The organism is Anaerococcus prevotii DSM 20548, assembly GCF_000024105.1.
Lineage (GTDB): Bacteria > Bacillota > Clostridia > Tissierellales > Peptoniphilaceae > Anaerococcus > Anaerococcus prevotii.
Window position 1 is genome coordinate 457,155 of sequence record NC_013171.1, and the last position, 22,656, is coordinate 479,810.

General features: G+C 38.0%; 19 protein-coding genes. 14 read left to right on the top strand and 5 right to left on the bottom strand.

Going from position 1 to position 22,656, the window contains the following annotated elements:
- The first annotated feature begins 7 nt into the window (after nt 1–7).
- The 3 genes from APRE_RS02160 (at nt 8) to APRE_RS02170 (ending at nt 2,625) form a co-directional block, all read left to right on the top strand.
- Nucleotides 8–1,390 (top strand): aminopeptidase, encoded by a 1,383-nt coding sequence (locus tag APRE_RS02160; protein ID WP_015777364.1) that lies wholly within the window; start codon nt 8–10, stop codon nt 1,388–1,390.
- 90 nt (nt 1,391–1,480) lie between these two features.
- A complete protein-coding gene (locus APRE_RS02165; protein ID WP_004833901.1) occupies nt 1,481–1,717 on the top strand; it encodes a Veg family protein in 237 nt (78 codons plus the stop codon).
- A gap of 77 nt (nt 1,718–1,794) precedes the next feature.
- Complete coding sequence (locus APRE_RS02170; protein WP_015777365.1) at nt 1,795–2,625, top strand: PHP domain-containing protein; 831 nt, start codon at nt 1,795–1,797, stop codon at nt 2,623–2,625.
- A 63-nt stretch (nt 2,626–2,688) separates the two neighbouring features.
- Here APRE_RS02170 and APRE_RS02175 read toward each other — a convergent pair whose 3' ends face one another.
- Entirely contained in the window at nt 2,689–3,258 is a 570-nt protein-coding gene (locus APRE_RS02175; protein ID WP_015777366.1) for a DUF3783 domain-containing protein, read from the bottom strand.
- Between the two features lie 116 nt (nt 3,259–3,374).
- On the opposite strand from APRE_RS02175, the gene APRE_RS02180 reads away from it, so the two are divergent.
- The 4 genes from APRE_RS02180 to APRE_RS02195 all read left to right on the top strand — a co-directional run bounded on the left by APRE_RS02180 (nt 3,375) and on the right by APRE_RS02195 (nt 8,305).
- Entirely contained in the window at nt 3,375–3,860 is a 486-nt protein-coding gene (locus tag APRE_RS02180) for a hypothetical protein (RefSeq protein WP_015777367.1), read from the top strand.
- Nucleotides 3,861–4,075: 215 nt separating this feature from the next.
- Nucleotides 4,076–4,798: an ABC transporter ATP-binding protein gene (locus APRE_RS02185; RefSeq protein WP_015777368.1), complete on the top strand. Its 723-nt coding sequence runs from the start codon at nt 4,076–4,078 to the stop codon at nt 4,796–4,798.
- Nucleotides 4,791–6,452 carry a hypothetical protein gene (locus APRE_RS02190; RefSeq protein WP_015777369.1) on the top strand — a complete coding sequence of 554 codons (1,662 nt, stop codon included), beginning with the start codon at nt 4,791–4,793 and terminating at the stop codon, nt 6,450–6,452. Before APRE_RS02185 ends, APRE_RS02190 begins: the two co-directional genes overlap by 8 nt.
- Before the next feature lie 155 nt (nt 6,453–6,607).
- A complete protein-coding gene (locus APRE_RS02195) occupies nt 6,608–8,305 on the top strand; it encodes a M3 family oligoendopeptidase (protein WP_015777370.1) in 1,698 nt (565 codons plus the stop codon).
- Nucleotides 8,306–9,008: 703 nt separating this feature from the next.
- On the opposite strand, the gene APRE_RS02200 is transcribed toward APRE_RS02195, so the two are convergent.
- A complete protein-coding gene (locus tag APRE_RS02200; protein ID WP_015777371.1) occupies nt 9,009–9,623 on the bottom strand; it encodes a thiamine diphosphokinase in 615 nt (204 codons plus the stop codon).
- A 116-nt stretch (nt 9,624–9,739) separates the two neighbouring features.
- On the opposite strand from APRE_RS02200, the gene APRE_RS02205 reads away from it, so the two are divergent.
- From APRE_RS02205 to APRE_RS02230, 6 genes are all read left to right on the top strand, one after another.
- On the top strand, nt 9,740–10,948 hold the full coding sequence (locus APRE_RS02205) for an AI-2E family transporter (protein WP_015777372.1): 1,209 nt from the start codon (nt 9,740–9,742) through the stop codon (nt 10,946–10,948).
- The gene (locus APRE_RS02210; protein ID WP_015777373.1) at nt 10,935–11,543 is read left to right on the top strand and encodes a hypothetical protein; all 609 of its coding nucleotides are present in this window, start codon (nt 10,935–10,937) and stop codon (nt 11,541–11,543) included. The genes APRE_RS02205 and APRE_RS02210 overlap by 14 nt, the downstream gene beginning before the upstream one ends.
- A complete protein-coding gene (gene malQ / locus APRE_RS02215) occupies nt 11,543–13,066 on the top strand; it encodes a 4-alpha-glucanotransferase (RefSeq protein ID WP_015777374.1) in 1,524 nt (507 codons plus the stop codon). Before APRE_RS02210 ends, malQ begins: the two co-directional genes overlap by 1 nt.
- A complete protein-coding gene (locus APRE_RS02220) occupies nt 13,044–15,425 on the top strand; it encodes a glycogen/starch/alpha-glucan phosphorylase (RefSeq protein WP_015777375.1) in 2,382 nt (793 codons plus the stop codon). The genes malQ and APRE_RS02220 overlap by 23 nt, the downstream gene beginning before the upstream one ends.
- A 4-nt stretch (nt 15,426–15,429) precedes the next feature.
- Nucleotides 15,430–16,224 (top strand): ZIP family metal transporter, encoded by a 795-nt coding sequence (locus APRE_RS02225; protein WP_015777376.1) that lies wholly within the window; start codon nt 15,430–15,432, stop codon nt 16,222–16,224.
- Nucleotides 16,225–16,560: 336 nt separating this feature from the next.
- Nucleotides 16,561–17,382, top strand: coding sequence for a glycosyltransferase family 8 protein (locus APRE_RS02230; RefSeq protein WP_015777377.1), 822 nt, complete (start codon nt 16,561–16,563; stop codon nt 17,380–17,382).
- A 93-nt stretch (nt 17,383–17,475) separates the two neighbouring features.
- On the opposite strand, the gene APRE_RS02235 is transcribed toward APRE_RS02230, so the two are convergent.
- Genes APRE_RS02235 through APRE_RS02245 form a run of 3 tightly spaced genes read right to left on the bottom strand, consistent with a single transcriptional unit; the run spans nt 17,476 to nt 21,467 of the window.
- Nucleotides 17,476–19,269 carry an ABC transporter ATP-binding protein gene (locus tag APRE_RS02235; RefSeq protein ID WP_015777378.1) on the bottom strand — a complete coding sequence of 598 codons (1,794 nt, stop codon included), beginning with the start codon at nt 19,267–19,269 and terminating at the stop codon, nt 17,476–17,478.
- Complete coding sequence (locus tag APRE_RS02240) at nt 19,262–21,013, bottom strand: ABC transporter ATP-binding protein (protein ID WP_015777379.1); 1,752 nt, start codon at nt 21,011–21,013, stop codon at nt 19,262–19,264. The genes APRE_RS02235 and APRE_RS02240 overlap by 8 nt, the downstream gene beginning before the upstream one ends.
- Nucleotides 20,985–21,467 carry a MarR family winged helix-turn-helix transcriptional regulator gene (locus APRE_RS02245; protein WP_015777380.1) on the bottom strand — a complete coding sequence of 161 codons (483 nt, stop codon included), beginning with the start codon at nt 21,465–21,467 and terminating at the stop codon, nt 20,985–20,987. The genes APRE_RS02240 and APRE_RS02245 overlap by 29 nt, the downstream gene beginning before the upstream one ends.
- 405 nt (nt 21,468–21,872) lie before the next feature.
- Between APRE_RS02245 and APRE_RS02250 the strand changes: the two genes are divergently transcribed.
- On the top strand, nt 21,873–22,181 hold the full coding sequence (locus APRE_RS02250; RefSeq protein ID WP_015777381.1) for a hypothetical protein: 309 nt from the start codon (nt 21,873–21,875) through the stop codon (nt 22,179–22,181).
- The last annotated feature ends 475 nt before the right edge of the window (nt 22,182–22,656 follow it).

Consider the following 22,656-nt stretch of genomic DNA (forward strand, 5'->3'; position numbering starts at 1 on the left):
AGAAATAATGGAATACAAAAGAAAAAATGTTTGGCTAAACATAGACCAAGCCAAAAAAGACGAGCTAGAAAGCCTATCTACCGACTACATGGACTTTATGAATAAGTCCAAGACAGAAAGGCTCGCAGTAAAAGAAATCGTAAGAAGGGCAGAAGAAGCTGGCTTTAGAAATATAGATGAAGCCCTAGACGAAGGAAAGCTTGAAGCAGGGGATAAGGTCTATGCTATAAATAGGCAAAAGGCCGTAGCTCTTTTCGTAATCGGAAGCGAGGACTTCGAGGCTGGGATGAATATTGTAGGAAGCCACCTAGATAGCCCAAGACTTGACCTAAAGCCTATTCCTCTTTACGAATCAAAAAACATTGCTTATCTTAAGACCCACTATTATGGCGGAATCAAGAAATACCACTGGATTAATATTCCCTTAGCCCTCCATGGTGTAGTATACAATAAGGATGGCGAGAAAATCGAAGTATCTATTGGAGAAGCCACAGATGAGCCAGTATTTTTCATCTCAGAGCTTCTAGTTCACCTTTCCAAGGACCTCAACCAAAAAAAGGCTGCTGAAGTAATAGAGGGCGAACAATTAAATATCATGGTTGGATCAATCCCATTAGAAGATGAGAAAGACAATCCAGTCAAGAAAAACATCCTACAAATTCTAAATGATAAATACAAGATAGAAGAAGAGGACTTCCTCACAGCAGAATTTGAAGTAGTTCCTGCAGATAAGGCAAGACTAGTTGGTTTAGATTCATCAATGATTATGGCCTATGGTCATGATGATAAGGTATGTGCCTACACTTCCCTTCGTGCCATTTTGGAAAGTGAAAATCCTAGAAAGACCCTAGTAGGACTATTCGTCGACAAGGAAGAGATAGGATCAGTAGGAGCTACAGGAATGAGCTCACAATTTTTCGAAAACACTGTAGTAGAACTTATGAACCTTGCTGGAGGAGTAAACCTAGTAAGCTTTAAAAGAGCAATGAAAAACTCCAAAGTCCTCTCAGCAGACGTAACACTCGCAGAAGATCCAAACTTCCTCGAAGCTACAGAAGAAAATAACACTGCCAAGCTCGGTCATGGAGTTTGTCTAACCAAATATACAGGAGCTAGGGGCAAGGGCGGATCAAATGATGCCGATGCAGAGTTCCTCCAAGAAGTAAGACTTGCCTTCGATAAGGGAGAAGCAATCTGGCAAACAGGAGAGCTAGGAAGAATCGATCAAGGTGGTGGAGGAACCATAGCCTACATCCTCGCAGAATACGGAATGCAGGTAGTTGACTGTGGAACTCCAGTAATCTCCATGCACGCTCCTCTAGAGCTTGTAAGCAAAGCCGATGTTTACGAGACTTACAGGGCCTACAAATCTTTCTACGAAAATATTTGACAAGGTCACTAAAGAGCGTATAATTATAAATTTGACATTACTTATGATTCATAGTATAATAGTAACCATAACGAATGAGAGGATGATTAAATGGCACATAAATCAGTTCAAGATATTAGAGATGAAGTAAGAAGTAATGTGGGTAAGGAAGTTATTCTCAAAGCAGATATGGGAAGAAAAAGAATCAAGACTAAGACTGGTGTCATAGTTAATGCCTTCCCAAGCGTATTTACAGTCAAGGTTAACAATGATTTCGATGTAGAAAGAACAGTGTCCTACACTTATTCGGATATATTGACATCAACTGTTAAACTTGTAGCTAATTAAAGATTAGACCTTGTTGCAAGATTGCACAGGGTCTTATTTTTATGATTATAATTAACAAGATAAAATAAGGAGAAAAAATGAAAAAAATATATGCAGACCTACACTCTCATACTAATCATTCTGATGGACTCTTGGAAATTGATGAACTTCTTAAGCTTGCACAAGAAGCTAAAATCGAAGTCCTTGCCATAACAGATCACGATACTACAGACCAATATGAAGAGATAAGAGAAAAGGCTAAAGAAATCGGCATAAGGACGGTCAAGGGAGTTGAGATAAGCTGCTATGATTACCAAGTAGACAAAAAAGTTCACATAGTAGCCCTATTCCTTCCTGATAAGACCTCTCACATAGACAAGCTTTGTGGGGCCTTCTTAGAAAAGAGAGACAAAAACCACAGAAAACTAATAAAGGACCTTAAGGATAAAGGCTACGACATAGACTATGCGGCATGCAAGAAATTCTCCCCATATTCTATAGTCTTTAAGTCCAATATCCTTGAGGCTCTTAATGAAAGATATCCAGAAGAAAACTTCAGCTTCAAGGAAGTTTTTGGCTCTATGAAAGATAAAAAGAAGAACCTAGAAATGGGCTATATAGACGTAGAAGATGGAATAAAGGCAGCCCTTGCCGATGGAGCAATCCCAATTCTTGCCCACCCATGCCAGTACGAAAATTACCCAGAAGTAGGAAAATACGTATCCTTCGGCCTAAGGGGAATAGAAATATCCCACAGACTAATGAAAGAAGAGGACTTTGACCTAACAAAAGACCTAGCAGAAAAGTATGATCTCATTGGTTCAGGAGGATCTGACTTTCACGACCCAGCAAAACACCTTCTAGGAAAGTTCGGCCTAAGCAAAGAAGAATTCGATAAGCTTCTTCAAAAGTCGGGAAAGAAATTATAAATAAAATTGTTCACAAAAAAGGTAATCCAGAAATTTTCCTGAGATTACCTTTTAATTTATCTATTATTCATTTTCTTTCTCTACTCTTAGGGTTTCGTCTAGGAGTGTTAGGTAGTATTTTTTGGCTGTTTCTATTTCAAAGATTGAAGAGTCGTTGAAGTAGTCGCCAATCTCTCCTATTAGTTTGGTGATTTTTTCATCTTCTCCGTATTTGTCGGCGAGGATTTCTGATTTTTCTATAAGTTGGTTGATTTTGTATATAAGTCCCATGGTCTTGGCTTCTCTGTCGTTTTCTTTGAGAAGTTCCCTTAGGGTCCATTTTACGTTATTTTCTGTAATACCAGCCTTGTGTTGGACACTTGCATTATTTTCTCTTAGGGTATCTAGAAGGTCGAAGAGTTCTTCGTTTTCGAAGCCATTAAATAAGGTAAAGTCAAAGTCAAGATCGTAATCGTCATCTCTAACTTCCTTTTTCTCTTCACTAAAGCCTTCTATTCCAAGCAGGTGACCTATTGTATAGTCCAGATGATCCTTTCCTACTTCGATTATATCTATGTCATTTTCCTTAGCGATTTTCTTAAATCTATCGTATTTATCCATATCTATAGGATTGTAAAATAAAATTTCTGCCATATTTACCTCTCTTTTTGCTATATATCATAAGTATACTAATATGGGAGGAATAAGACAAATTATATATTTTCCCTCACTTGGGTATAAATAAACTAAGAATCTATACGGAGGAAATTATGATTGAAGAAAAATTAAATGAACTTTACAAAAGACAGGTAGAAGTTGATAAATATATAAAAGATGCGAGAAAAATTTATAATGATATCTTGATATCTTCTAGAAGGATAGGTAAAAGCTCAGACTTTACAGGAAAGAAATTCCTTAGGGGAAATATCGTAGGAGACTTCCTCAGGGCAAACAAGAACCACAATGCCAATAAGTCCATAGGAAGAATTCAAGAAGAACTCCTAGACTTTCACTCAAATCTTCTTATCTTTGATGAGAAACTAGCAAATAAGCTATATCTTCCATCAAAGGTTAGCGAATATTCTAATATCAATGGGAAAATTGCAGATATTGCCTTTAGATCCAAGCTTAGGAAGAAGGAAGTAGATATAAGTAAGTCTGCCAGGTCAGTCCAAAAGGTCCTCATGAGACTTTTATCTGAGAAGAGAAAAATTGCCTACGATATAAGAAAGATTAAGGAATACAAGGATTTATAGAAGATAGGAACTTATACATTAATAAGGGTGGTGGGATAGAAAATTACCAGAATCTCGCCGCCCTTTTTGTATTATGTCCTATTTATAGGAAAAAATGGCCTGATTAAAATTTATCTAGAAGATAAAGTTTGACATAAATAATCAATATTTACAAGCTTACGATATATATGTTACTATTAAATAAGTTAGAAGTTGGAAATTAGAAAGGAGTAATAATGATTAAAGTTTCGAATTTTTCAAAGATTTATTCCAACGGCAAAAAGGCCGTTGACGATATTTCTTTTACTGTCAATGATGGAGAGATATTTGGATTCTTAGGCCCAAATGGAGCAGGTAAGTCTACTACTATAAAAAGCATCGTAGGAATCAATTCAAAGACAAATGGAGAGATTAGCATAAATGGCAAGACTCTAGAAGAAGATGCCAAGGCCTACAAGAGCGAGTTTTCCTATGTGCCTGATAATCCTGACCTTTTCGAGAACTATTCAGGGAATGAATATATAAACTTCGTCTCAGATATCTACGGGATAGATAGTAAGACTCGTAAGGAAAGGCTCGACTATTATCTAGAGTTTTTTGACCTAAGAGATGCCATGGACAATCAGATAGCTAGCTTCTCCCACGGTATGGCTCAAAGGCTTGCCCTAATTGGAGCTTTGATTAATGATCCTCCTGTGATTTTCCTAGATGAGCCAATGGTAGGTCTCGATGCCAAGTCCGCCTACAATCTCAAGAAAATCTTAAGGGAAAGGGCGGCGGCAGGAAAGATTGTCTTCTTCTCAACCCACGTTATGGAAATTGCCCAAGAGCTTTGCGATAGGATTGCCATAATTAACAAAGGCAAGATCATCACAGTAGGCACCTTCGATGAGATAAAACATGCCGCCAACAGAGAAGGCTCGCTTGAAGAAATATTCTTGGAGCTTACGGATGAATAATATAAAGACTATCACAAAATATGCCTTCAAGGAACAGTTCTTCCCATATTTTCCATCAAAGAAAATAGCGGGCATGCCCAAAAACTATCTGGGAAGACTCATTAGCCTTATCTGGTCCTATCTCTTCTTCGGCTTCATCTTCTACCTTGTCATGGGATCATCTGTCAAGGTCTTTGTAGAAAGTGGGAAGGAAGCCATGTACTTTACGGTCTTTGCCATGTTAATGACTGTAATAGTCCTCCTCCTTCACGGGGCGAAGATTTACTCGGACTTTTTTACAGAAAAGTCTATAGCCAACTACCAAACCATGCCCATAACTGAGGGTGAACTTTTCCTAGGGAATATATTTGGAGGAGTCTTGTCATTTTTCGACTACTTCCTCTTCTTCCTCTTGGGGCTTTTCCTCTACTTTTCTGCTGTAGGATTTGATCTAGGAGCCCTCCTTATTGGAATAATCAACTTCTTTCCAATGATTTTAGTACCTTATGCGATTCTTGCCATAATACTATTAATAATAAAGAAGTTTACCAATGTCAACAGACATAAGAAGCTTTTCAAAAACCTAGGCTATGTCTTGATGTTTGCTATAATTGGTGCAATCTACTATTTTTCCTTCAAATCAGGACAGTCTGGAGATAGTTTTGATAAGTTTGCCAATGGAATAGTAGATGCCGCTAATAAAAACCAAGCTGTGTCCAATATCTTTTTCCAAGCCAAGCTATTTGGCCTATCACTAACAGGAGGAATCGGTCAGAGAATACTTTCGACCATAGTACTTTACGCCCTAGCAGGTCTAATTACCTTTATAGCCTATAAGTTAGGGGGCAAATTCTACTACAATTCAGTTTTTGAAAATACTGTAACAGAAGAAGCAAGTGAGAAGATTAAGAAAGATAAGAAGAAAAAAACAGTTGGAATAAGTCAAAAAAGCCAGGTTATGGCTATAGCCAAGAGAGATTTTAGCATTATGACAAGCAATCTAATGTTTCTCTACACACCAATCCTTATGGCTATGATATTTACCATCCTTCCAGTAACCCAAGGAAGAGAATTGATAGGGGAAATTGGCTATGAAAATGTCTTTAGTCCGGTCGCAAAATTTTATATCTTCGCAGTAGCCTTTGGGGCAGGTCTAATGATTTGGATAAATGGGGCGCCAACCTCCAATTCTCTCTCAAGAGAAGGAAAGGGCTTTTTCCTAATCCAAATCCTACCGGTCGATCCCAAAAGCCATATGAAGGGAAGGCTCTTGTCAGCCATGGCCATAGCCTGTCCAATTAATCTAATCATGACCCTAATCATAGGAGTGATTCTAAAATTAGGTTTTGTAAATTCCCTAATGATTTTCCTAGGCCTAAGCTTATCAGCCCTATCAGCAAATATAGTGGGCTTACTACTTTCAACAATAGGAATAAATACCACTTGGCAAAATCCTAAAGAGTTAATGCAAGGAGGAATGAGGTTTTTCATCTTCTATATAATAAGCTTTGTGGTAATAATAGCCCTAGTTATCCTCACCATAGCCTTGATGAGTGTAACTAATGGTAAAATACTAATAGGAATAGGAGTTCCTGTCCTAATAGTAATAATACTAACAGGAATATTTTATGGCCTAGCTCTTAAGAGATACAAAAAGGGCTTTATGGATGTTTAAAAATTTGAGAGCCTTTCAGATAAATAAATCTGGGGCTCTTTTTTGTAGAAATTATTTTTTATTTATTGAATAAGAAATTATTATTTAGAGACTTTACTGAATTTAATAATATTTTAGGGGGGTATAATAGTGAATAAAAAGACTAAGGAGGCTGTATGAGATTTGAGGATTTAGTTTATGAGAGGCCTGATTTTGATGGGCTTGTGGGAGAGATTTCTACCTTGCTTGATAAGCTTTGTAGGTCAAAAGATAAGGAGGAGTTTTTCAAGTTTCACAAGGAAATTGAAGATTTCTTCCTTAAGATAGATGAACTCTATAATATCGTAAGTATCAGAAATTCTATAAATACAAAGGACGAGTTTTATGACGCTGAGCTTAAACTTTTCTATGAGAATATGCCTCGTTTTGATGAGCTTAAGCATAGGCTTGGGACTATTAGGCTAGAAAGTAAGTTTAGGTCTAACTTCGAAGAAAAATATGGCAAGACCATTACTATGAGAGATAAGCTCCAGGAAGACATTTTCGATCCTTCTATAATGGAAGATAGGGTAGCCGAGTCTAAGCTTGTCAATGAATATTATAAATTAACCGGCGGGGCTGAGATTGAATTTAGGGGAGAAATTAAAAATATATCTGGCCTTCTTGCCATAAGCCAGGATAGGGATAGGGACACACGAAAGGAAGCCTTCGAGGCTCTTAATGGTTGGTTTGCCGCTAATATGGAAAGTCTTGATAGGATTTATGATGATTTGATTAAGATTAGGACTAAAATTGCAAATAAGCTCGGCTTTGAGACCTACACTCCTGTAGCCTATAAGCTTATGGGAAGGCTCGATTGGAATAGCGAAGATGCAAGAAAGTACAGAGATCAAATTGTAGAGCACATAGTTCCTTTAAGTCAGAAAATCTACGCCGATCAGGCTCAAAGAATCGGCATAGAGAATATGAAATATTACGACCTTCCTTTAAGCTTTCTTTCAGGAAATCCAAAACCTATTGGAGATGAAGCCGTCTTAGTAGCAAAGGCCCTAGAGATGTATAAGGAACTTTCTCATGAAACGGGCGAGTTTTTTGAAGCTATGATTGATAAGGGCATGATGGATCTAACTACCAAGGACGGCAAGGCTCCAGGTGGCTATATGACAAGTCTTCCGCTTACACAGATGCCTTTTATCTTCTCAAACTTTAATGGCACAAGTGGGGATGTGGACGTCCTAACCCATGAGGCAGGCCACGCATTCCAGGGCTATCTTACAAGAGATATGTATCCTAGCGAGAACAACGACCTAACAATGGAGATAGCAGAGACCCACTCTATGAGCATGGAGTTTTTCACTCATCCTTGGATGGAGGAGTTCTTCGGAGGTGACAGTGAAAAATACTACTACGACCATATAGCTTCAGCCATTAAGTTTATTCCTTATGGAGCAAGTATAGATGAATTCCAAGAATATGTCTACGCAAATCCATCTGCGAGTCCAGAAGAGAGAAGGGCTAAGTATAGGGAAATAGAGAAAAAATACCTCCCTCATTTAGACTATGATGGAAACGAATATTTGGAAAATGGAGGCAGATGGCAAAGACAGCTCCATCTTTACACAGATCCCTTCTACTATATCGACTACACCATAGCTCAGATAAACGCCTTCCAATATTTCCTTATGGATATGGATAATCACGAAAAGGCCTGGGATTCATATATTAAATTATGTAAGATAAGTGCTAAGCTTCCGACCAAGGAGGCCCTAGGAGAAGTAGGACTAGAAAGTCCATTCGATGAGGGAACAATAGAAAAAATCCTCCCAAAACTTACCGATTACCTAGAAAGTTTGGATGAGGAAAAGATTAAATAAGAAGATAAGTTAATCGATGAAATCCAATGAGATATCTCGACTCCGCTTCGCTCCGCTCGATATAAGGGTGTGCAGGGGCCTTCAAGTCATGAATAGAACTGAAGAAATCTTTTTTTCACATATCCCTTATTTCGACCTTGTGGAGAAATCTCATGATTAACTATATCGTAAAATAATTGCCTATACTTTGAAAATAAATCCAAACAAGTCTTCCGCCATCTCTAATGGAGTTGTCATAGTGAGTTTAACGAACTGATGAAACTCCTTAATCGAGGCTTGGCGAGGTGAAGGTCTTTGGACCTGAGCCCGCAAGCTACCGTCGACCGAAGTGGAGGGATCTCTTTCTTTTTATTTAAGTCAATTAGAAGTTGCCCTAAAGATGTCTCGACTATGCTCGACATAAGGGGAAAGCGTATCGAAACTTTATCGCATTTAATAACTTTCATTGTGACTAGGAACCATTAGACATAAGGGCGGAAATGTGTATCGAGATTTAACTTTATTAACTGGTGTTCATTGTAGCCAGAACCATTAAACGTAAGGGAGTTAAGAAAACGAAGTTTTATCTCTTCCTCCCTTACTTCGACCGAACGTAGTGAGTGGAGAAGTCTCATGCATTATATTTAAGAAACAGATAATTATCTCATGAGATCCCTCCACTATGGTCGGGGTAATGGGCGCTCACACCCCACATCTTCTTTTCCTAGCAATCCTTATCCTCAAAGACCACAACTACAGCCCCGTCTTTTACCTCTATTTCAAAATCTTCTTTCTTTGTTTCATTTGACACCCCGAGGGCGTCGTCGATTTTCATCTTGTAGTCTTCTAGTTCGTAGTAGAGTCCCTTAATTGTAAGCCTTGTATTATCATTTAGGGAAAATATTGATACGTAGAAGTCGTGGTTTTGGTAAGTGTAGGCGAATTTATCGTTTACTACAAATATTTCCTTAGATTTCGATTTTAGTTTTATATCGATTCCTTGTTTTTGGTAATGGTAGATTGTACGGATATTTGATATGGTGTGGCTTTCCCTTCCTCCAAGTCCCCCGTAAATTATGATTTTCTTATAGCCTTTTTCTTTGGCGAATTCTATAGCAGCAACGGTATCAGTATAGTCCTTGATTGGGTTTAGGGCTATTACGTGATCGTCTTCTGGTCTTTTGGATGAGTCGAAATCTCCTATGATGTAGTCGACCTTGATGCCTTCTTCTTTTGCAAGTCTATAGCCCCTATCAGCTGCAAGGACTAGGTCATCTTTTCCTATTTCGTCGAAGAAGCCATCGAAGCTTCCTCCTCCAATTATATAACAAGTTTTCATATTTCACCTCTCCTCTTAGTTTATTATAAATTGTGCAATTGAGCAATTTTTTATTAATAGCCATATTTCTTCTAATTGTGGTAAAATATACATATGCGATAGTAATGGAGGTAGATATGGAAAAACTAGATAAAAAATCTAGAGATTTATTAAAGGTTATTTGTTATGGTATTATATTATTTTTTGCCTTCTGGTATTTTCCAGTTATAAAAGATGGCCTCGCTAGGGTAGTTGGAGTCTTCCAGCCCTTTATCATAGGAGGGATGATTGCTTATCTAGTGAGTATTCCTATGAATTATTTTGAAAGAAAACTCAGAGCAAACTTCCCAGATAAGAAGTATAGGAAAAGGATAAGTGCATTATCTTTATTTGTATCATGGGTACTTATTATATGTTGCTTGATTTTATTTTTAAACATCCTGATTCCAAGGATTGTTGCAGTCATCTTCTCCTTCTTCAATAGGTGGCCTGAGTTTATTAGAGAAACTTACGAGACTTTGAACAGTCACGCTATAACAAGGCCTTATGCTGATAAGTTCTACGAATATGTGAATTCATTCGGCTGGTATGAGGTGAGAAATGCTGTAATGAATTTTATAACAGACAAGAAGACTAATCTTTTTAGTCTAACTACAGGAGTCCTTAACTCAGTAAGCTCTTCTTTGATTACGATCTTTACGATAATTGTCTTTTCGATTTTTGTCCTAATCTATAAGGATATGCTAAAGACAAATGGAACAAGGATTATCTATGCTTTGATGAGTGAAAAGAAGGCGGATTATATAAACAAGGTCCTATCCCTATCTTATAACACCTTCAAGGATTATATTTTCTCAAGGCTTATAGCTGTGGTTACCCTATCAGCCTTAACCTTTGTGGGCATGTTTATTATGGGCATCCCCAACGCTGGGGTCATCTCGCTTTTTGTGGGAGTGTCAGATTTAATTCCAATCTTTGGTCCCATAGTTGGTGCAGGTCTATCGGCAGTCATTATATTTTTGGAAAGTCCAGTCAAGGCTTTAATTTTCCTAATCTATGATGTAATAATCCAGCAAATCCAAGAAAATATTATCTATCCTGCCATAGCTGGAGAGAAGATTGGCCTTCCTGCAGTATGGGTCCTTGCAGCAATTACAATAGGTGGGTCGCTCTTTGGCATATGGGGTATGCTTATCGGTATTCCTGTAGCTTCTGTAATATATACGCTCTTTCATGAGTTTATTGATAATAAGCTTAAGGCTAAGGAAATAACAGATAAGATGATCGAAGAAAAGAAGAATGAGAAATACACCATGGAGGATATAGATATTCATGAAGCTCAGTAGATCAGCCTACGGCGAATTCGTACCTGTAATAGAGAAAGATAAGACCTATTACGGAGGTTTTCAGAATTCGCTTGAGAGAAAAAATGTATCGAAATTTTATAGGGATAGGTCATGCGTGGTAACAGCCATGACTAATGTCTATTTCTATCTTTTCCACAAGGAAAGAGAACTTTCTATGGACTTATATAACGAATACCACTACTACTTCTTTAGGAGTCTGAGACCTCGGGCTAATGGAGTCCCTACTGTAAAAAGCCTCGACAGGAGGCTTGACAGGGTGAGGGAGGATTTTGATATTTCTCTAGAGTCTAAGACTCTCACAGAGACAATGGTAAATAAAAGACCCCTAACAAAGAAAATCGTCTTTATCGAAGAAGCCCTAAGTGAAGATTCTCCACCGATAATTATAAATTGGCTATCCAATGACATTAAGGTCATGAAGCATCACGGAGTATGCATCACGGAGCTTAACAGAGTCGGCGATAAGCACGAGGTAGTTGTTTCTAGCTGGGGGAGGGTTTACAGATTTATCCTAGAAGATTTTGAAAGACAATTTAGAACTTATACTGGTTTAATATATTTTAAGGAGAAATAATGCAAAAACAAGAAAGATTAGCAAGGGGAAATGGAGTTATCCTTCCGATTTTCTCCATCCCATCAAATTATGGAATAGGAACTTTCGGCAAGAAGGCCTACGAGGCGGTCGATTTCTTATCCGATGCTGCCATCAAATACTGGCAAATCTTACCCCTAGGCCAGACTTCTTATGGGGACAGTCCCTACCAATCCTTCTCATCCTTCGCCGGCAATCCCTACTTTATCGACTTGGATATGCTGATTGAAGATGGGCTTTTGGATAGAGAAGAGCTTGACAATCTAAACTTTGGGGACAATGAAAGATATGTCGACTATGGCATCCAATACAATCTTCGCTATAGAATCCTAGAAAAGGCCTTCGATAAGGCAAAAGACCTAAAGGCTGATGAGATTAAGGAATTTAGGGCTAAGGAAAAGGACTGGGTAGAAGACTACGCCCTCTTTATGGCAATCAAGAGAGAAAAGTTCGATGTAAGCTGGCTAGAGTGGGACGATGATCTAAAAAACAGGGATAAAAAGGCCTTAAAGGAATTTAGGAAGAAAAACTCAGAACTTATAGACTTCTATATCTTTATCCAATATGAGTTCTTCAAACAATGGGAAAAGCTTAAGGAATATGCCAACAGAAAGGAAATCCAAATTATAGGAGATCTTCCAATCTACGTGGCCCTTGACTCATGTGATGCCTGGGTCAACTCAGATATCTTAAAGCTTGATCCAAATACTAAAGAACCAATTATAGTTGGAGGAGCTCCGCCAGATGCCTACTCCGAGGACGGCCAACTTTGGGGAAATCCTGTCTATGACTGGGATAAGCTTAAAGAAAGTAATTATGCCTTCTGGATTAAGAGAATAGGTGCATGCTTAAAGCTTTATGATATCCTAAGACTCGACCACTTCAGAGGCTTTGAGGCCTACTATGCAATACCAGCTACTGACGACAATGCAAGATACGGTAAGTGGGAAGAAGCAAAACCTTACGAGCTCTTCGATAAGATTATAAAGGCTTATCCAGAAGCTCGCTTTATAGCAGAAGATTTAGGTTACATTACCAAGGAAGTTGATGACCTTAAAAACCACTACAACTTCCCAGGTATGAATGTCATCCAATTCGCCTTTGGTGAAAACTTTGACAGCAACTACCTACCACATAACTACGAGAGAAATTCAGTAGTATATTCCTCAACCCACGACTCCGACACCCTAAAGGGCTTTTTGGATGAGGCAGATGAGGAACTAAGAGGCTTGATCGATAAGTATTTCGGCCTAGATGATGATGACGATAAGCTAGCAAAGATTATAAGAGCCCTTATGGCGTCAGTTTCAGATATAGCAATGTTTGAGATCCAAGACTTCTTTGGCTATGGTAATGAAAGCAAGATCAATTCTCCATCAACCATTGGTAACAACTGGAAGTGGAGAAGTATAGACAGTGATTATGATGATAATTTAGCGAAAAGAATAAAAGAAATGTCAAAAATATATGGGAGATATAATTATGGACAAACTGAAAAAGAATAAATTTATTGAAAATTACGTAGAGAACTTACAAAGAATTACCCTTAAATCCTTCGATGAGACAAGCGATAAGGATAGATACAATGCTCTATGCGATTCAATCATGGAATTAATCAACGAAGAGTGGAGAGCTTGTAAGAGAAATACAAGAAACGAGAGAAAGGCTTATTACCTATCTGCAGAATTTCTAATAGGAAGATCTTTGGGAAATAACCTCATTAACCTAGGTATCTATGACGAGGTCAAAGAGCTTCTAGATGAGATTGGAATCGACTTTGAAGCCATAGAAAACTACGAGGATGACGCAGCACTTGGTAATGGAGGTCTCGGAAGACTTGCAGCCTGCTTTATGGACTCTGCCGCAACCCAAGGGATCGATCTTGTAGGCTACGGTGTAAGATATAGAGAAGGAATCTTTAAACAAAAAATCGAAGAAGGCTTCCAAGTAGAAAGCGGAGACAGCTGGATCAAGGACGGAGATGGCTGGTCAATCAGAGTAGACTCCGATGCTAAAATCGTAAAATTTAGAGACCAACAAGTAAAGGCAGTTCCATTCGACATGCCTGTAGTAGGTTTCGAAAACGGCAGGGTAAACACCCTAAGACTATGGCAATCTGAGCCATTTGAAGAGTTTGACTTCGCTAAGTTTAATAACTACGAATACGACGATGCAGTAGCAGAAAAAAACCGTGCGGAAGATATCACAAGAGTACTCTATCCAAACGACATGCAAAGAGCTGGTAAGGTCCTAAGACTTAAACAACAATATTTCTTCTGCTCAGCCTCTATCCAAGATATGATAGAAAAATACAAGAGAGACTTCCCAGAAGACCTACAGTTTAAGAACTTCTCCAAATACCACGTTATCCAACTTAACGATACCCACCCAATTATGGCTATTCCTGAACTAATCAGAGTCTTGGTAGATGAAAATGGAATCTTCTTTGAAGACGCCCTAAAGATTGCTAGAAAGGTATTCGCCTTCACCAACCACACTGTCCTTCAAGAAGCCCTAGAAAGATGGGATAAGGATATAGTTCTTGAAGTAAGTCCAAGATGTCTTGAAATAATCGAAAAGATTAACGAAGAACTAGTAAAGGAATTTAAGGCAAAAGGCTATTCAGAAGAGCAAATCGACCCATACAGAATCGAAAGATTTGAGCAAATCCACATGGCAAATCTTGCAATCTATGTAGGATTTTCTGTAAATGGTGTAGCAGCCCTCCACACAGAAATTCTAAAGGCTGATACTTTCAAGCACTGGTATAAACTAAGACCTGAAATGTTTAACAACAAGACCAACGGTATCACCCCAAGAAGATGGCTAGTATACTCTAACAGAGAGCTATCAAGCTTCATTACAGAAAAGCTTGGAACAGACGAGTGGAAATACCAACTAGATCTACTCAAGGGACTAGAAAAATACAAGGATGACGAAAAGGTCCTAGAAGAACTTTGGGATATTAAACAAACAAAGAAAAACGAGCTTGCCAAATATATTTTGGACACAGAGGGAGTAAAAATTGACCCAGAATCAATCTTTGATATCCAAATTAAGAGAATCCACGAATACAAGAGACAACACCTTAACGTCTTACACATTATCTATCTCTACCACAAGCTTAAGAAAAATCCTGACATGGAATTTACTCCAACAACCTTTATCTTCGGAGGAAAAGCAGCTCCAGGATACTTTAGAGCCAAGGGAATGATCAAACTTGCTAACGAAGTTGCAAGAGTAGTAAACGCAGATCCTGACGTAAATGACAAGATTAAGGTAGTATTTGTAGAAAACTACAGGGTAAGCTACGCAGAAAAACTCTTCCCTGCAGCAGACATCTCAGAACAAATCTCAACAGCAGGTAAGGAAGCAAGTGGTACAGGAAACATGAAATTCATGCTAAACGGAGCCCTCACACTTGGAACACTCGATGGAGCTAATATCGAAATCTTCGAACACGCTGGAGAAGAAAACAACTTCAGATTCGGTGCTACAGTTGAAGAGCTCAACGAGATAATGGATAGCTACAACCCAGTAGAATACTACTCAAAAGACCCAGATATCAAGGATGTAGTAGACAGCCTCGTAAGCGGAGAATTTAAAGATAACGAATCCTACATGTTCCTAGATATCTACAACGAACTAATCAAGCCACAAGAAGGCCAAAGAGGAGACAACTACTTCCTACTAAAAGACTTCAAGTCTTACGCTAAGGCTCACGAAAGAGTAAACGAAGCCTACAAGAATAAGCTAGACTGGTCTAGAAAATGCTTGATTAACATTGCAAATGCTGGATTCTTCTCATCAGATAGAACAATCCTAGATTATGCGGCTGACATCTGGAAAATAGATCAAGAGTAGAAAAATGGACGCACAAGCAATATTAGGATTAATGATCCCATTTATAGGCACGAGCTTGGGAGCAGCTTGTGTCTATATAATGCGTGACGAATTAAATATAAGAGTACAAAAGGGCCTATCCGGTTTTGCGGCGGGAGTAATGGTTGCAGCAAGTATCTGGTCCCTACTAATGCCTGCCATGGATATGGTAGAGGATAAAATGGGAAGAATGGCATGGATGCCAGCTGCTATAGGATTTATAGTAGGAATAATATTCTTGCTCTTTCTTGACTCAGTTATCCCTCACCAACATATCGACTCAGACACACCAGAAGGACCTAAAAGCGAAAACCTAAGAAAGACAACCATGATGGTCCTAGCCGTAGTAATCCACAACATACCAGAAGGAATGGCAGTTGGGGTAAGCTTCGCAGGAGCAATCTATGGCCACGGCACAGTAACTATGGCAGGAGCTATGGTCCTCGCCCTAGGAATCGCTATCCAAAACTTCCCAGAAGGAGCAATCATATCCATGCCCCTAAAGGCGGTTGGAGTAAACAAGCACAAGTCCTTCATCTACGGCATACTGTCAGGAGCAGTAGAGCCAGTAGCTGCAGTACTAACCATCCTCCTATCAGGAATAATGGTACCAATCCTACCATATCTTCTAAGCTTCGCAGCAGGAGCAATGTTCTACGTAGTAGTAGAAGAGCTAATCCCAGAAGCCACAGGAGAAGGAGAAGACCACACCAACATAGGAACCATAGGATTTGCAGCAGGCTTTGTTGTGATGATGGTTCTAGATGTGATGCTTGGATAGGTTAAGCTAAAAAGAAAAATTATATTGAATAAAAAAAGCCTCAGACTCTAATTTGCTTAAGAGCCTGAGGCTATACTTTTGCCTATGAATGAGTGAATTCGATTATCCATTTTCTCTGATGGTATTAGCCACAATGAGCGCTAGTGAATACGATAAAGTTTCGATACGCACTTCCCTTATGTCGAGCGTAGTCGAGACATCTCTTGACTTGCTCCATTTTTATCTATATTATATGATAGAAACAAATTTCTTTCGTATATTCCATAAGCTAATAAGCTGATTTTGGGTATAAATTAATTATACTTACATAAATTTTTATAAATAGAGAGGAAAATTATGGCTGATGCTTTATTGCTTACCTTAGATGAAAATTATATACCACAGATGAAAGTCCTTATGACTTCTATTTACATAAATAATCCAGGAAGGATTTTTGATGTCTATCTTATCCACTCTAGGATATCAGAGGATAAGCTTAAAGATTTAGGGGAAGACTTAAAGAAATTCTCCTACACTCTTTATCCAATAAGGGCGACGGACGATTTATTCTCTTTTGCGAAAGTTACCGACCGCTATCCAAAGGAGATGTATTATAGGCTCCTTGCGGGGGAATTTTTGCCGGAAAATTTGGGAGAGATTTTATATCTTGACCCTGATATGTTAGTTATTAATCCCTTGGACGATTTACTTAGAACTGATATCTCAGACTATATCCTTGCTGCGGCAAGCCATACAGGGAAGACCGATATGGCCAACAATGTCAATAGGATTCGACTAGGAACTGACACAGACTATTACAATTCGGGTCTGCTTCTAATTAATCTCAAAAGGGCGAGAGAGGAGATTGACCCAGACGAGATTTTCTCCTTTGTTGAGGATAATCACATGAATCTTCTCCTCCCAGACCAAGACATCCTTAATGCCATGTACGGGGATAGGATTTATCCTTTGGATGATTTGATTTATAATTATGACGCGAGAAACTATTCTTCTTATCTCATTCGCAGCAAAAAGCAAGCCGACCTAGCTTGGCTAATGGATCATACCGTAGTTCTTCACTTCTGTGGCAGGGATAAGCCTTGGAAGAAAAACCACAGGAACAAATTCACTAGCCTTTACAAGCACTATATGAGTCTTACGAAAAGATATCTGGCTTAGGCTTATTTAAGTTAAGAAAATAAATAAGATAAAACAATCGTCCCTAGTCATTAGGATTTTCTAATGAGGGGACGATTCTTTATTTGAAAGCTTTTATTCTCTTTCAAACTGAGCTTGGTAAAGATCCGCGTAGAAGCCACCTTTTTCTAGTAGGTCGTCGTGTTTGCCTTTTTCTACTATATCGCCGTCTTTCATAACGAGAATTAGGTCGGCGTTTTTGATTGTTGAAAGTCTGTGGGCTATGACGAAGGAGGTCCTTCCCTTGGCGAGCTTGTCCATGGCGTCTTGGACTATAATCTCTGTCCTAGTATCGACAGAACTTGTTGCCTCATCAAGTATTAGGATAGGGGCCTTGCTTATCATGGCACGGGCTATGGTTAGTAGCTGAAGTTGGCCTTGAGAAAGGGTATTTTTGTCGTTAAGGATTGTATCATAGCCATCTTCTAGGGTTCTTATGAAGTGGTCGAGATTTACTTTCTTACATACTTCTATGACTTCCCTATCTTCGATATCTTCTTGGCCAAAGGTAATATTTTCCTTGATACTTCCTTCAAAGACCCAGGAGTCTTGGAGAACCATACAGAATTGGTCTCTGAGATTAACCCTAGTTATATCTTTCGTATCGATCCCATCTAGGAGGATTCTTCCGCTGTTTATCTCGTAGAATCTCATCAAGAGGTTGACTATGGTAGTCTTACCTGCTCCAGTAGGGCCAACTATGGCGATTTTCTCTCCTGGATTTACCTTTACACTGAAGTCCTTGATTATAGTTTGACCTTCCTTGTAGCCGAACTTAACATTTTGAAACTCGACTTGGCCCTTGGCCTTATCTAGGTAGATTTTACCTTCTTCTTTTTCTTCTTCCTTTTCATTGAGGAATTCGAATACTCTTTCTCCAGCTGCGGCAGCTCTTTGTAGGGTATTGAAGCCTTGGGCGATTTGGGAGAGAGGTTGGGTGAAAAGTCTTACATAAATCATAAAGGCAACAATCACACCGAAGGAAATCTTACCCTCTATGGCAAGGGCGCCTCCTACTATACAAACCATTACATAAGAGAAGTTTCCTGAAAATTGCATGATTGGCATCATAAGGCCAGATAGAAATTGACTCTTCCATGCACTTGTATAAAGTTTTTCGTTAGTTACTTCAAACTCATCTATAACCCTAGAGCCAGCATTATAGGCCTTTACTACTTCATGGCCTGTGTAAACTTCCTCGATTTGTCCGTTGATTGCTCCCAGGTTTTTTTGTTGGTCCTTAAAGTATTTTTGGGACTTTTTCATAATAACAGTCATAAAGACAAATCCAACAAAAGAGCTTAGGATTGTGGTAAGGGTGAGGGCTGGGGAGTTTACCAACATCATTACTAGAGAACCTACTAGCATGATTATGCTTGTTAAAAGATTTCCTATAGCTTGGTTTAGACTTTGGCTTATGGTATCGACGTCATTTGTGACTCTTGATAGGATATCTCCAATGCTTGTCGTATCGTAGTAGGAAAAGGGAAGTTTGTTTACCTTTTGGGATATTTTTTCTCTAAAGCTTTTTGATATGTTTTGTGTCACATCCGCCATTATGAAGGATTGGATTGTGTTTAGGATAAGGGAGGCCAGATATAAGATTAGAAGAGTTAGGGATATGCTCTTTACTGCTTCCATATCTATAGCTTTAACTATGGGCTTGTCATCTACCATCTGAGGCAGCCCCTTACTTATCTCGTTTGTGATAAGCTTAAGCTTGTCAGGTCCTATGATTTGTAGGACGGTCGCTACAATTGATGCTATAAGAGATATTATAATCAAAGACACATATGGCTTGAGATAGACCATCAGCTCTTTCATTGTTTTCTTGAAATTTTTAGGTTTTTGAAATTCTTTTTTAGCCATCTAATTCCTCCTTACTAAGTTGAGAACTAGCTATTTCCTTATAGACTCTAGAAGTTTGAAGAAGGTCCTTGTGCTTGCCGAGCCCTACTATTTCTCCATTATCAAGAACTATTATCTGATCAGAATCCATAATTGAACCAACTCTTTGGGCAACTACTAGGATTGTAGCTTCAGGATATGCTTCCTTTAGTCTATGTCTTAGATCACGATCAGTCTTAAAGTCTAGGGCAGAGAAGGAGTCATCAAAAAGATAGATGTCAGGGTTCTTGTAGATGGCCCTTGCTATAGCAAGTCTTTGCTTTTGTCCTCCTGAGACGTTTTTACCAAGTTGGGCTATCTCGTGGTCGAATTTATCATCATATTTTTCTATAAATTCGCTTGCTTGAGCAATATCTGCTGCCTTCTTGATTTTGTCCAAATCGGAAGACTCATCTGCGAAGGAAATATTTGACTTGATATCTCCCTTAAAGAGGAAAGATTTCTGCAAGACTGGACCCAGCTTATTATAGAGGTCAGAAAGCTTATAGTCTCTGATATCGAGGCCATCTATCTTGATAGATCCCTCGCTTGTATCGTAAAATCTCATCAAGAGATTTAGGATTGTACTTTTACCTGATCCAGTAGATCCGATTATGGCGACCTTCTCGCCCTTTTTTACCTTAAAGTTTATATCTTTTAGGATATATTGCTCTGAGTCCTGATATTTGAAGGAAACATTATCAAATTCTATGATATAAGGGCAATCTTTGTTAGCTTCTTTTTTAGATCCATCTACAATGGAAAGCTTGGTATCTAGGACTTCATTGATACGGCTTGCAGAAACTTCCGCCCTAGGTAGCATAATAAAAATCATACTCATCATCATAAAGGACATGATAACCTGCATGGCGTAGGAAGAAAATACGACCATATCGGAAAACAGGCTGTATTTGTCCATAAGACCAGCTCCGCTGATGAGTCCTGCCCCTATAAAATAAATCACAAGGGTTAAGATGGACATGGCAAGGTTAATTGTAGGAAAGAGTGTCGCCATTAGCTTACTTGTAAAAAGTTGGGTCTGGGTCAACTCTTTATTGGCCTCGGCAAATTTATCTTCCCTGTAGCTTTCGGAATTGTAGGCCCTTATTACAGAAAGCCCTGTCAAGTTCTCCCTTAGGACCCTGTTGATATTATCAGTTAAAGTCTGCATTATCTTAAATTTAGGCATAACCAAAATCATAACGATAGCCACGAAAACTATAAGGATAAGAAGAGTGATAGCTGTTGCGACTGTCCATTCAAAGCCCTTGTTATAGATTTTTGTAATGGCCCAAACAGCCATGATTGGAGCCTTGATTAGGATTTGTAGGCCCATTATAATCGCCATTTGGATTTGGGTGATGTCGTTTGTTGATCTTGTTATAAGACTTGCAGTCGAAAATTTGTTAATTTCCTTTTGGGAGAAAGATTCTACCTTAGCAAAAAGCCTTGATCTTAGATCTTTCGCAAAGGACGAAGCAATTACACTAGATAGGTAACCCACTAAAACAGCGGATAGGAGAGAAGCCAAGGCGCATAGGATCATCCATTTACCTTCTCCTATAATTTCGCTTACACTGTGGCCAGGTGTTTGGACATACATGGTAATCTTTGCCATATAGTCAGGAATCTTTAGGTCCAAATACACAGAAGCTACTATCAAAAGTAGGCTTATAAATATTTGAAGGCCTTGTTTTTTATTTAAATATTTCAAAATCTTTATCATAAGCTGAATCTCCAAATTCTTTTTCACATAATTTTCTTATTTCAGGCATTGATTTTTCAATTTTTTCTATTATTCTTACAAAATCGGCCCCATCTTCTTCTCCTAAAAGCTCTAGCATTGATGAAAGAGCGAAATGAACCTTCTCTTTTCTGAGATTTTCAAATTTCTTTCCGCGATCGGTAAGGACAACAAGAGTTTTTCTTTTATCTTCCTTGTCGGGCTTTCTTATGACGAGCTTTTTCTCTTCGAGTCCCTTGATAATCTTAGAGACTCTAGCACTAGAGATCCCCATCATTTTCTCGATATCCTTAGGGTAGATAGAGCCCTTATTCTTGCTAATTAAAGCCAGGGCCATATTCTCGCCCCTAACCGAATTGTTTAACTTCTTACTAGAATTACCGTGACCTATTTTATATAAACTTCTAATCAATCTTTGAATTAAATCATCATTCATAAAAACTCCTTTAGCTAACACTGTTAGTAATTTTACCAAGGTAAATATTATTTGTCAATAATAGAGTGCTCTAAGTAACTTTCATTAAATAATTTTTTCACTTAATCTCTTATCTAACATAAGGTGTTTATATATGTGTATAATGGGTAAATGGTTTAATGAAGATGGTAAATATATTACACAAGGGGAGGAAACTATGAAAAAAATAATAAAAAAAGTATAGCCTATGTTATGACATTAATTTTTCTATTTGAATCAGTATCCACATCTTTTGCGAATTCTGATTATAATTAGGACGCTAATGATGCAATTTATTATGACCAATCAGAAGACTCCTTAATAATCGGTAATAATAAGATTGATATTGTTGAAAATAGCAATACAAGCACCTCAATCATTACGGATTTGAAAAACGGTGAAAAAAGTAAAATTATCTACTATAAGAATGAAGGTAAGATATACTCATCCTTTACAAAGAAAACTTTTAATGTCGAAAAAGATAAAGAAAGCGTAGTTACATCTAATTTTATATCAAGTGATTTAGCATCTTATAGTAACTCTAAAGATTATACAAAAGTTTCATATGGAGATGTTAAATTCTCCTATAAAGAATTATCTGAGTTTGGAGGAGGATTAGTAGATATAGCTGGAGGTATAGTTGCTATATTATCTGGGATTGGTATTACAGTTCCTAGTGTATTAAAAGTTCTATAAGGAGTTGGAACCACAATTATAGGAGGTGTTAACATGGCACATCCTAGTGATGATCACGGAATTGTTATGCGGGTAAGAAGAGAAAAAATATATCGAAATGGCCAGCTTTATGATTTAAGAGCTTATCCACTTAGTATAGGTACTTATTAATTATGAAAAATAAAAAAATAATTATATAGAGATTTTTCAATCATTATGTATCTTTTCTATTGTGTTGAGTTTTCTATTTATTAAAGATAGAGTTAGATTTACCTTAATTGGTACAATGCTGTCACTTATTTTGATGGTAATAAATTTCATTATGTATCATCGAGAAACCAATAGAGATACAGTATCAGTAGTAAAAGTAATCTTAAGTATTGCAACATTCTTATTATTTTTTATATCAACAATAAGAATGTACAAATAAGTAAATTTGGGTTTGTAAATAATTTTGTGTATCAACCTAAATCCTGATATAAGGGTAAGGGTTGAT

What these genes read in the sequence shown, in the direction of transcription:
- APRE_RS02175 (WP_015777366.1), bottom strand. Translation starts at nt 3,258, where the DNA reads ATGGCAGAAATTTTATTTTACAATCCTATAGATATGGATAAATACGAT.
- APRE_RS02235 (WP_015777378.1), bottom strand. Translation starts at nt 19,269, where the DNA reads ATGGCTAAAAAAGAATTTCAAAAACCTAAAAATTTCAAGAAAACAATG.
- APRE_RS02245 (WP_015777380.1), bottom strand. Translation starts at nt 21,467, where the DNA reads ATGAATGATGATTTAATTCAAAGATTGATTAGAAGTTTATATAAAATA.
- APRE_RS02180 (WP_015777367.1), top strand. Translation starts at nt 3,375, where the DNA reads ATGATTGAAGAAAAATTAAATGAACTTTACAAAAGACAGGTAGAAGTT.
- APRE_RS02220 (WP_015777375.1), top strand. Translation starts at nt 13,044, where the DNA reads ATGGACAAACTGAAAAAGAATAAATTTATTGAAAATTACGTAGAGAAC.
- APRE_RS02195 (WP_015777370.1), top strand. Translation starts at nt 6,608, where the DNA reads ATGAGATTTGAGGATTTAGTTTATGAGAGGCCTGATTTTGATGGGCTT.
- APRE_RS02225 (WP_015777376.1), top strand. Translation starts at nt 15,430, where the DNA reads ATGGACGCACAAGCAATATTAGGATTAATGATCCCATTTATAGGCACG.
- APRE_RS02160 (WP_015777364.1), top strand. Translation starts at nt 8, where the DNA reads ATGGAATACAAAAGAAAAAATGTTTGGCTAAACATAGACCAAGCCAAA.
- APRE_RS02170 (WP_015777365.1), top strand. Translation starts at nt 1,795, where the DNA reads ATGAAAAAAATATATGCAGACCTACACTCTCATACTAATCATTCTGAT.
- APRE_RS02205 (WP_015777372.1), top strand. Translation starts at nt 9,740, where the DNA reads ATGGAAAAACTAGATAAAAAATCTAGAGATTTATTAAAGGTTATTTGT.
- APRE_RS02185 (WP_015777368.1), top strand. Translation starts at nt 4,076, where the DNA reads ATGATTAAAGTTTCGAATTTTTCAAAGATTTATTCCAACGGCAAAAAG.
- APRE_RS02240 (WP_015777379.1), bottom strand. Translation starts at nt 21,013, where the DNA reads ATGATAAAGATTTTGAAATATTTAAATAAAAAACAAGGCCTTCAAATA.
- APRE_RS02200 (WP_015777371.1), bottom strand. Translation starts at nt 9,623, where the DNA reads ATGAAAACTTGTTATATAATTGGAGGAGGAAGCTTCGATGGCTTCTTC.
- APRE_RS02210 (WP_015777373.1), top strand. Translation starts at nt 10,935, where the DNA reads ATGAAGCTCAGTAGATCAGCCTACGGCGAATTCGTACCTGTAATAGAG.
- APRE_RS02165 (WP_004833901.1), top strand. Translation starts at nt 1,481, where the DNA reads ATGGCACATAAATCAGTTCAAGATATTAGAGATGAAGTAAGAAGTAAT.
- malQ (WP_015777374.1), top strand. Translation starts at nt 11,543, where the DNA reads ATGCAAAAACAAGAAAGATTAGCAAGGGGAAATGGAGTTATCCTTCCG.
- APRE_RS02190 (WP_015777369.1), top strand. Translation starts at nt 4,791, where the DNA reads ATGAATAATATAAAGACTATCACAAAATATGCCTTCAAGGAACAGTTC.
- APRE_RS02230 (WP_015777377.1), top strand. Translation starts at nt 16,561, where the DNA reads ATGGCTGATGCTTTATTGCTTACCTTAGATGAAAATTATATACCACAG.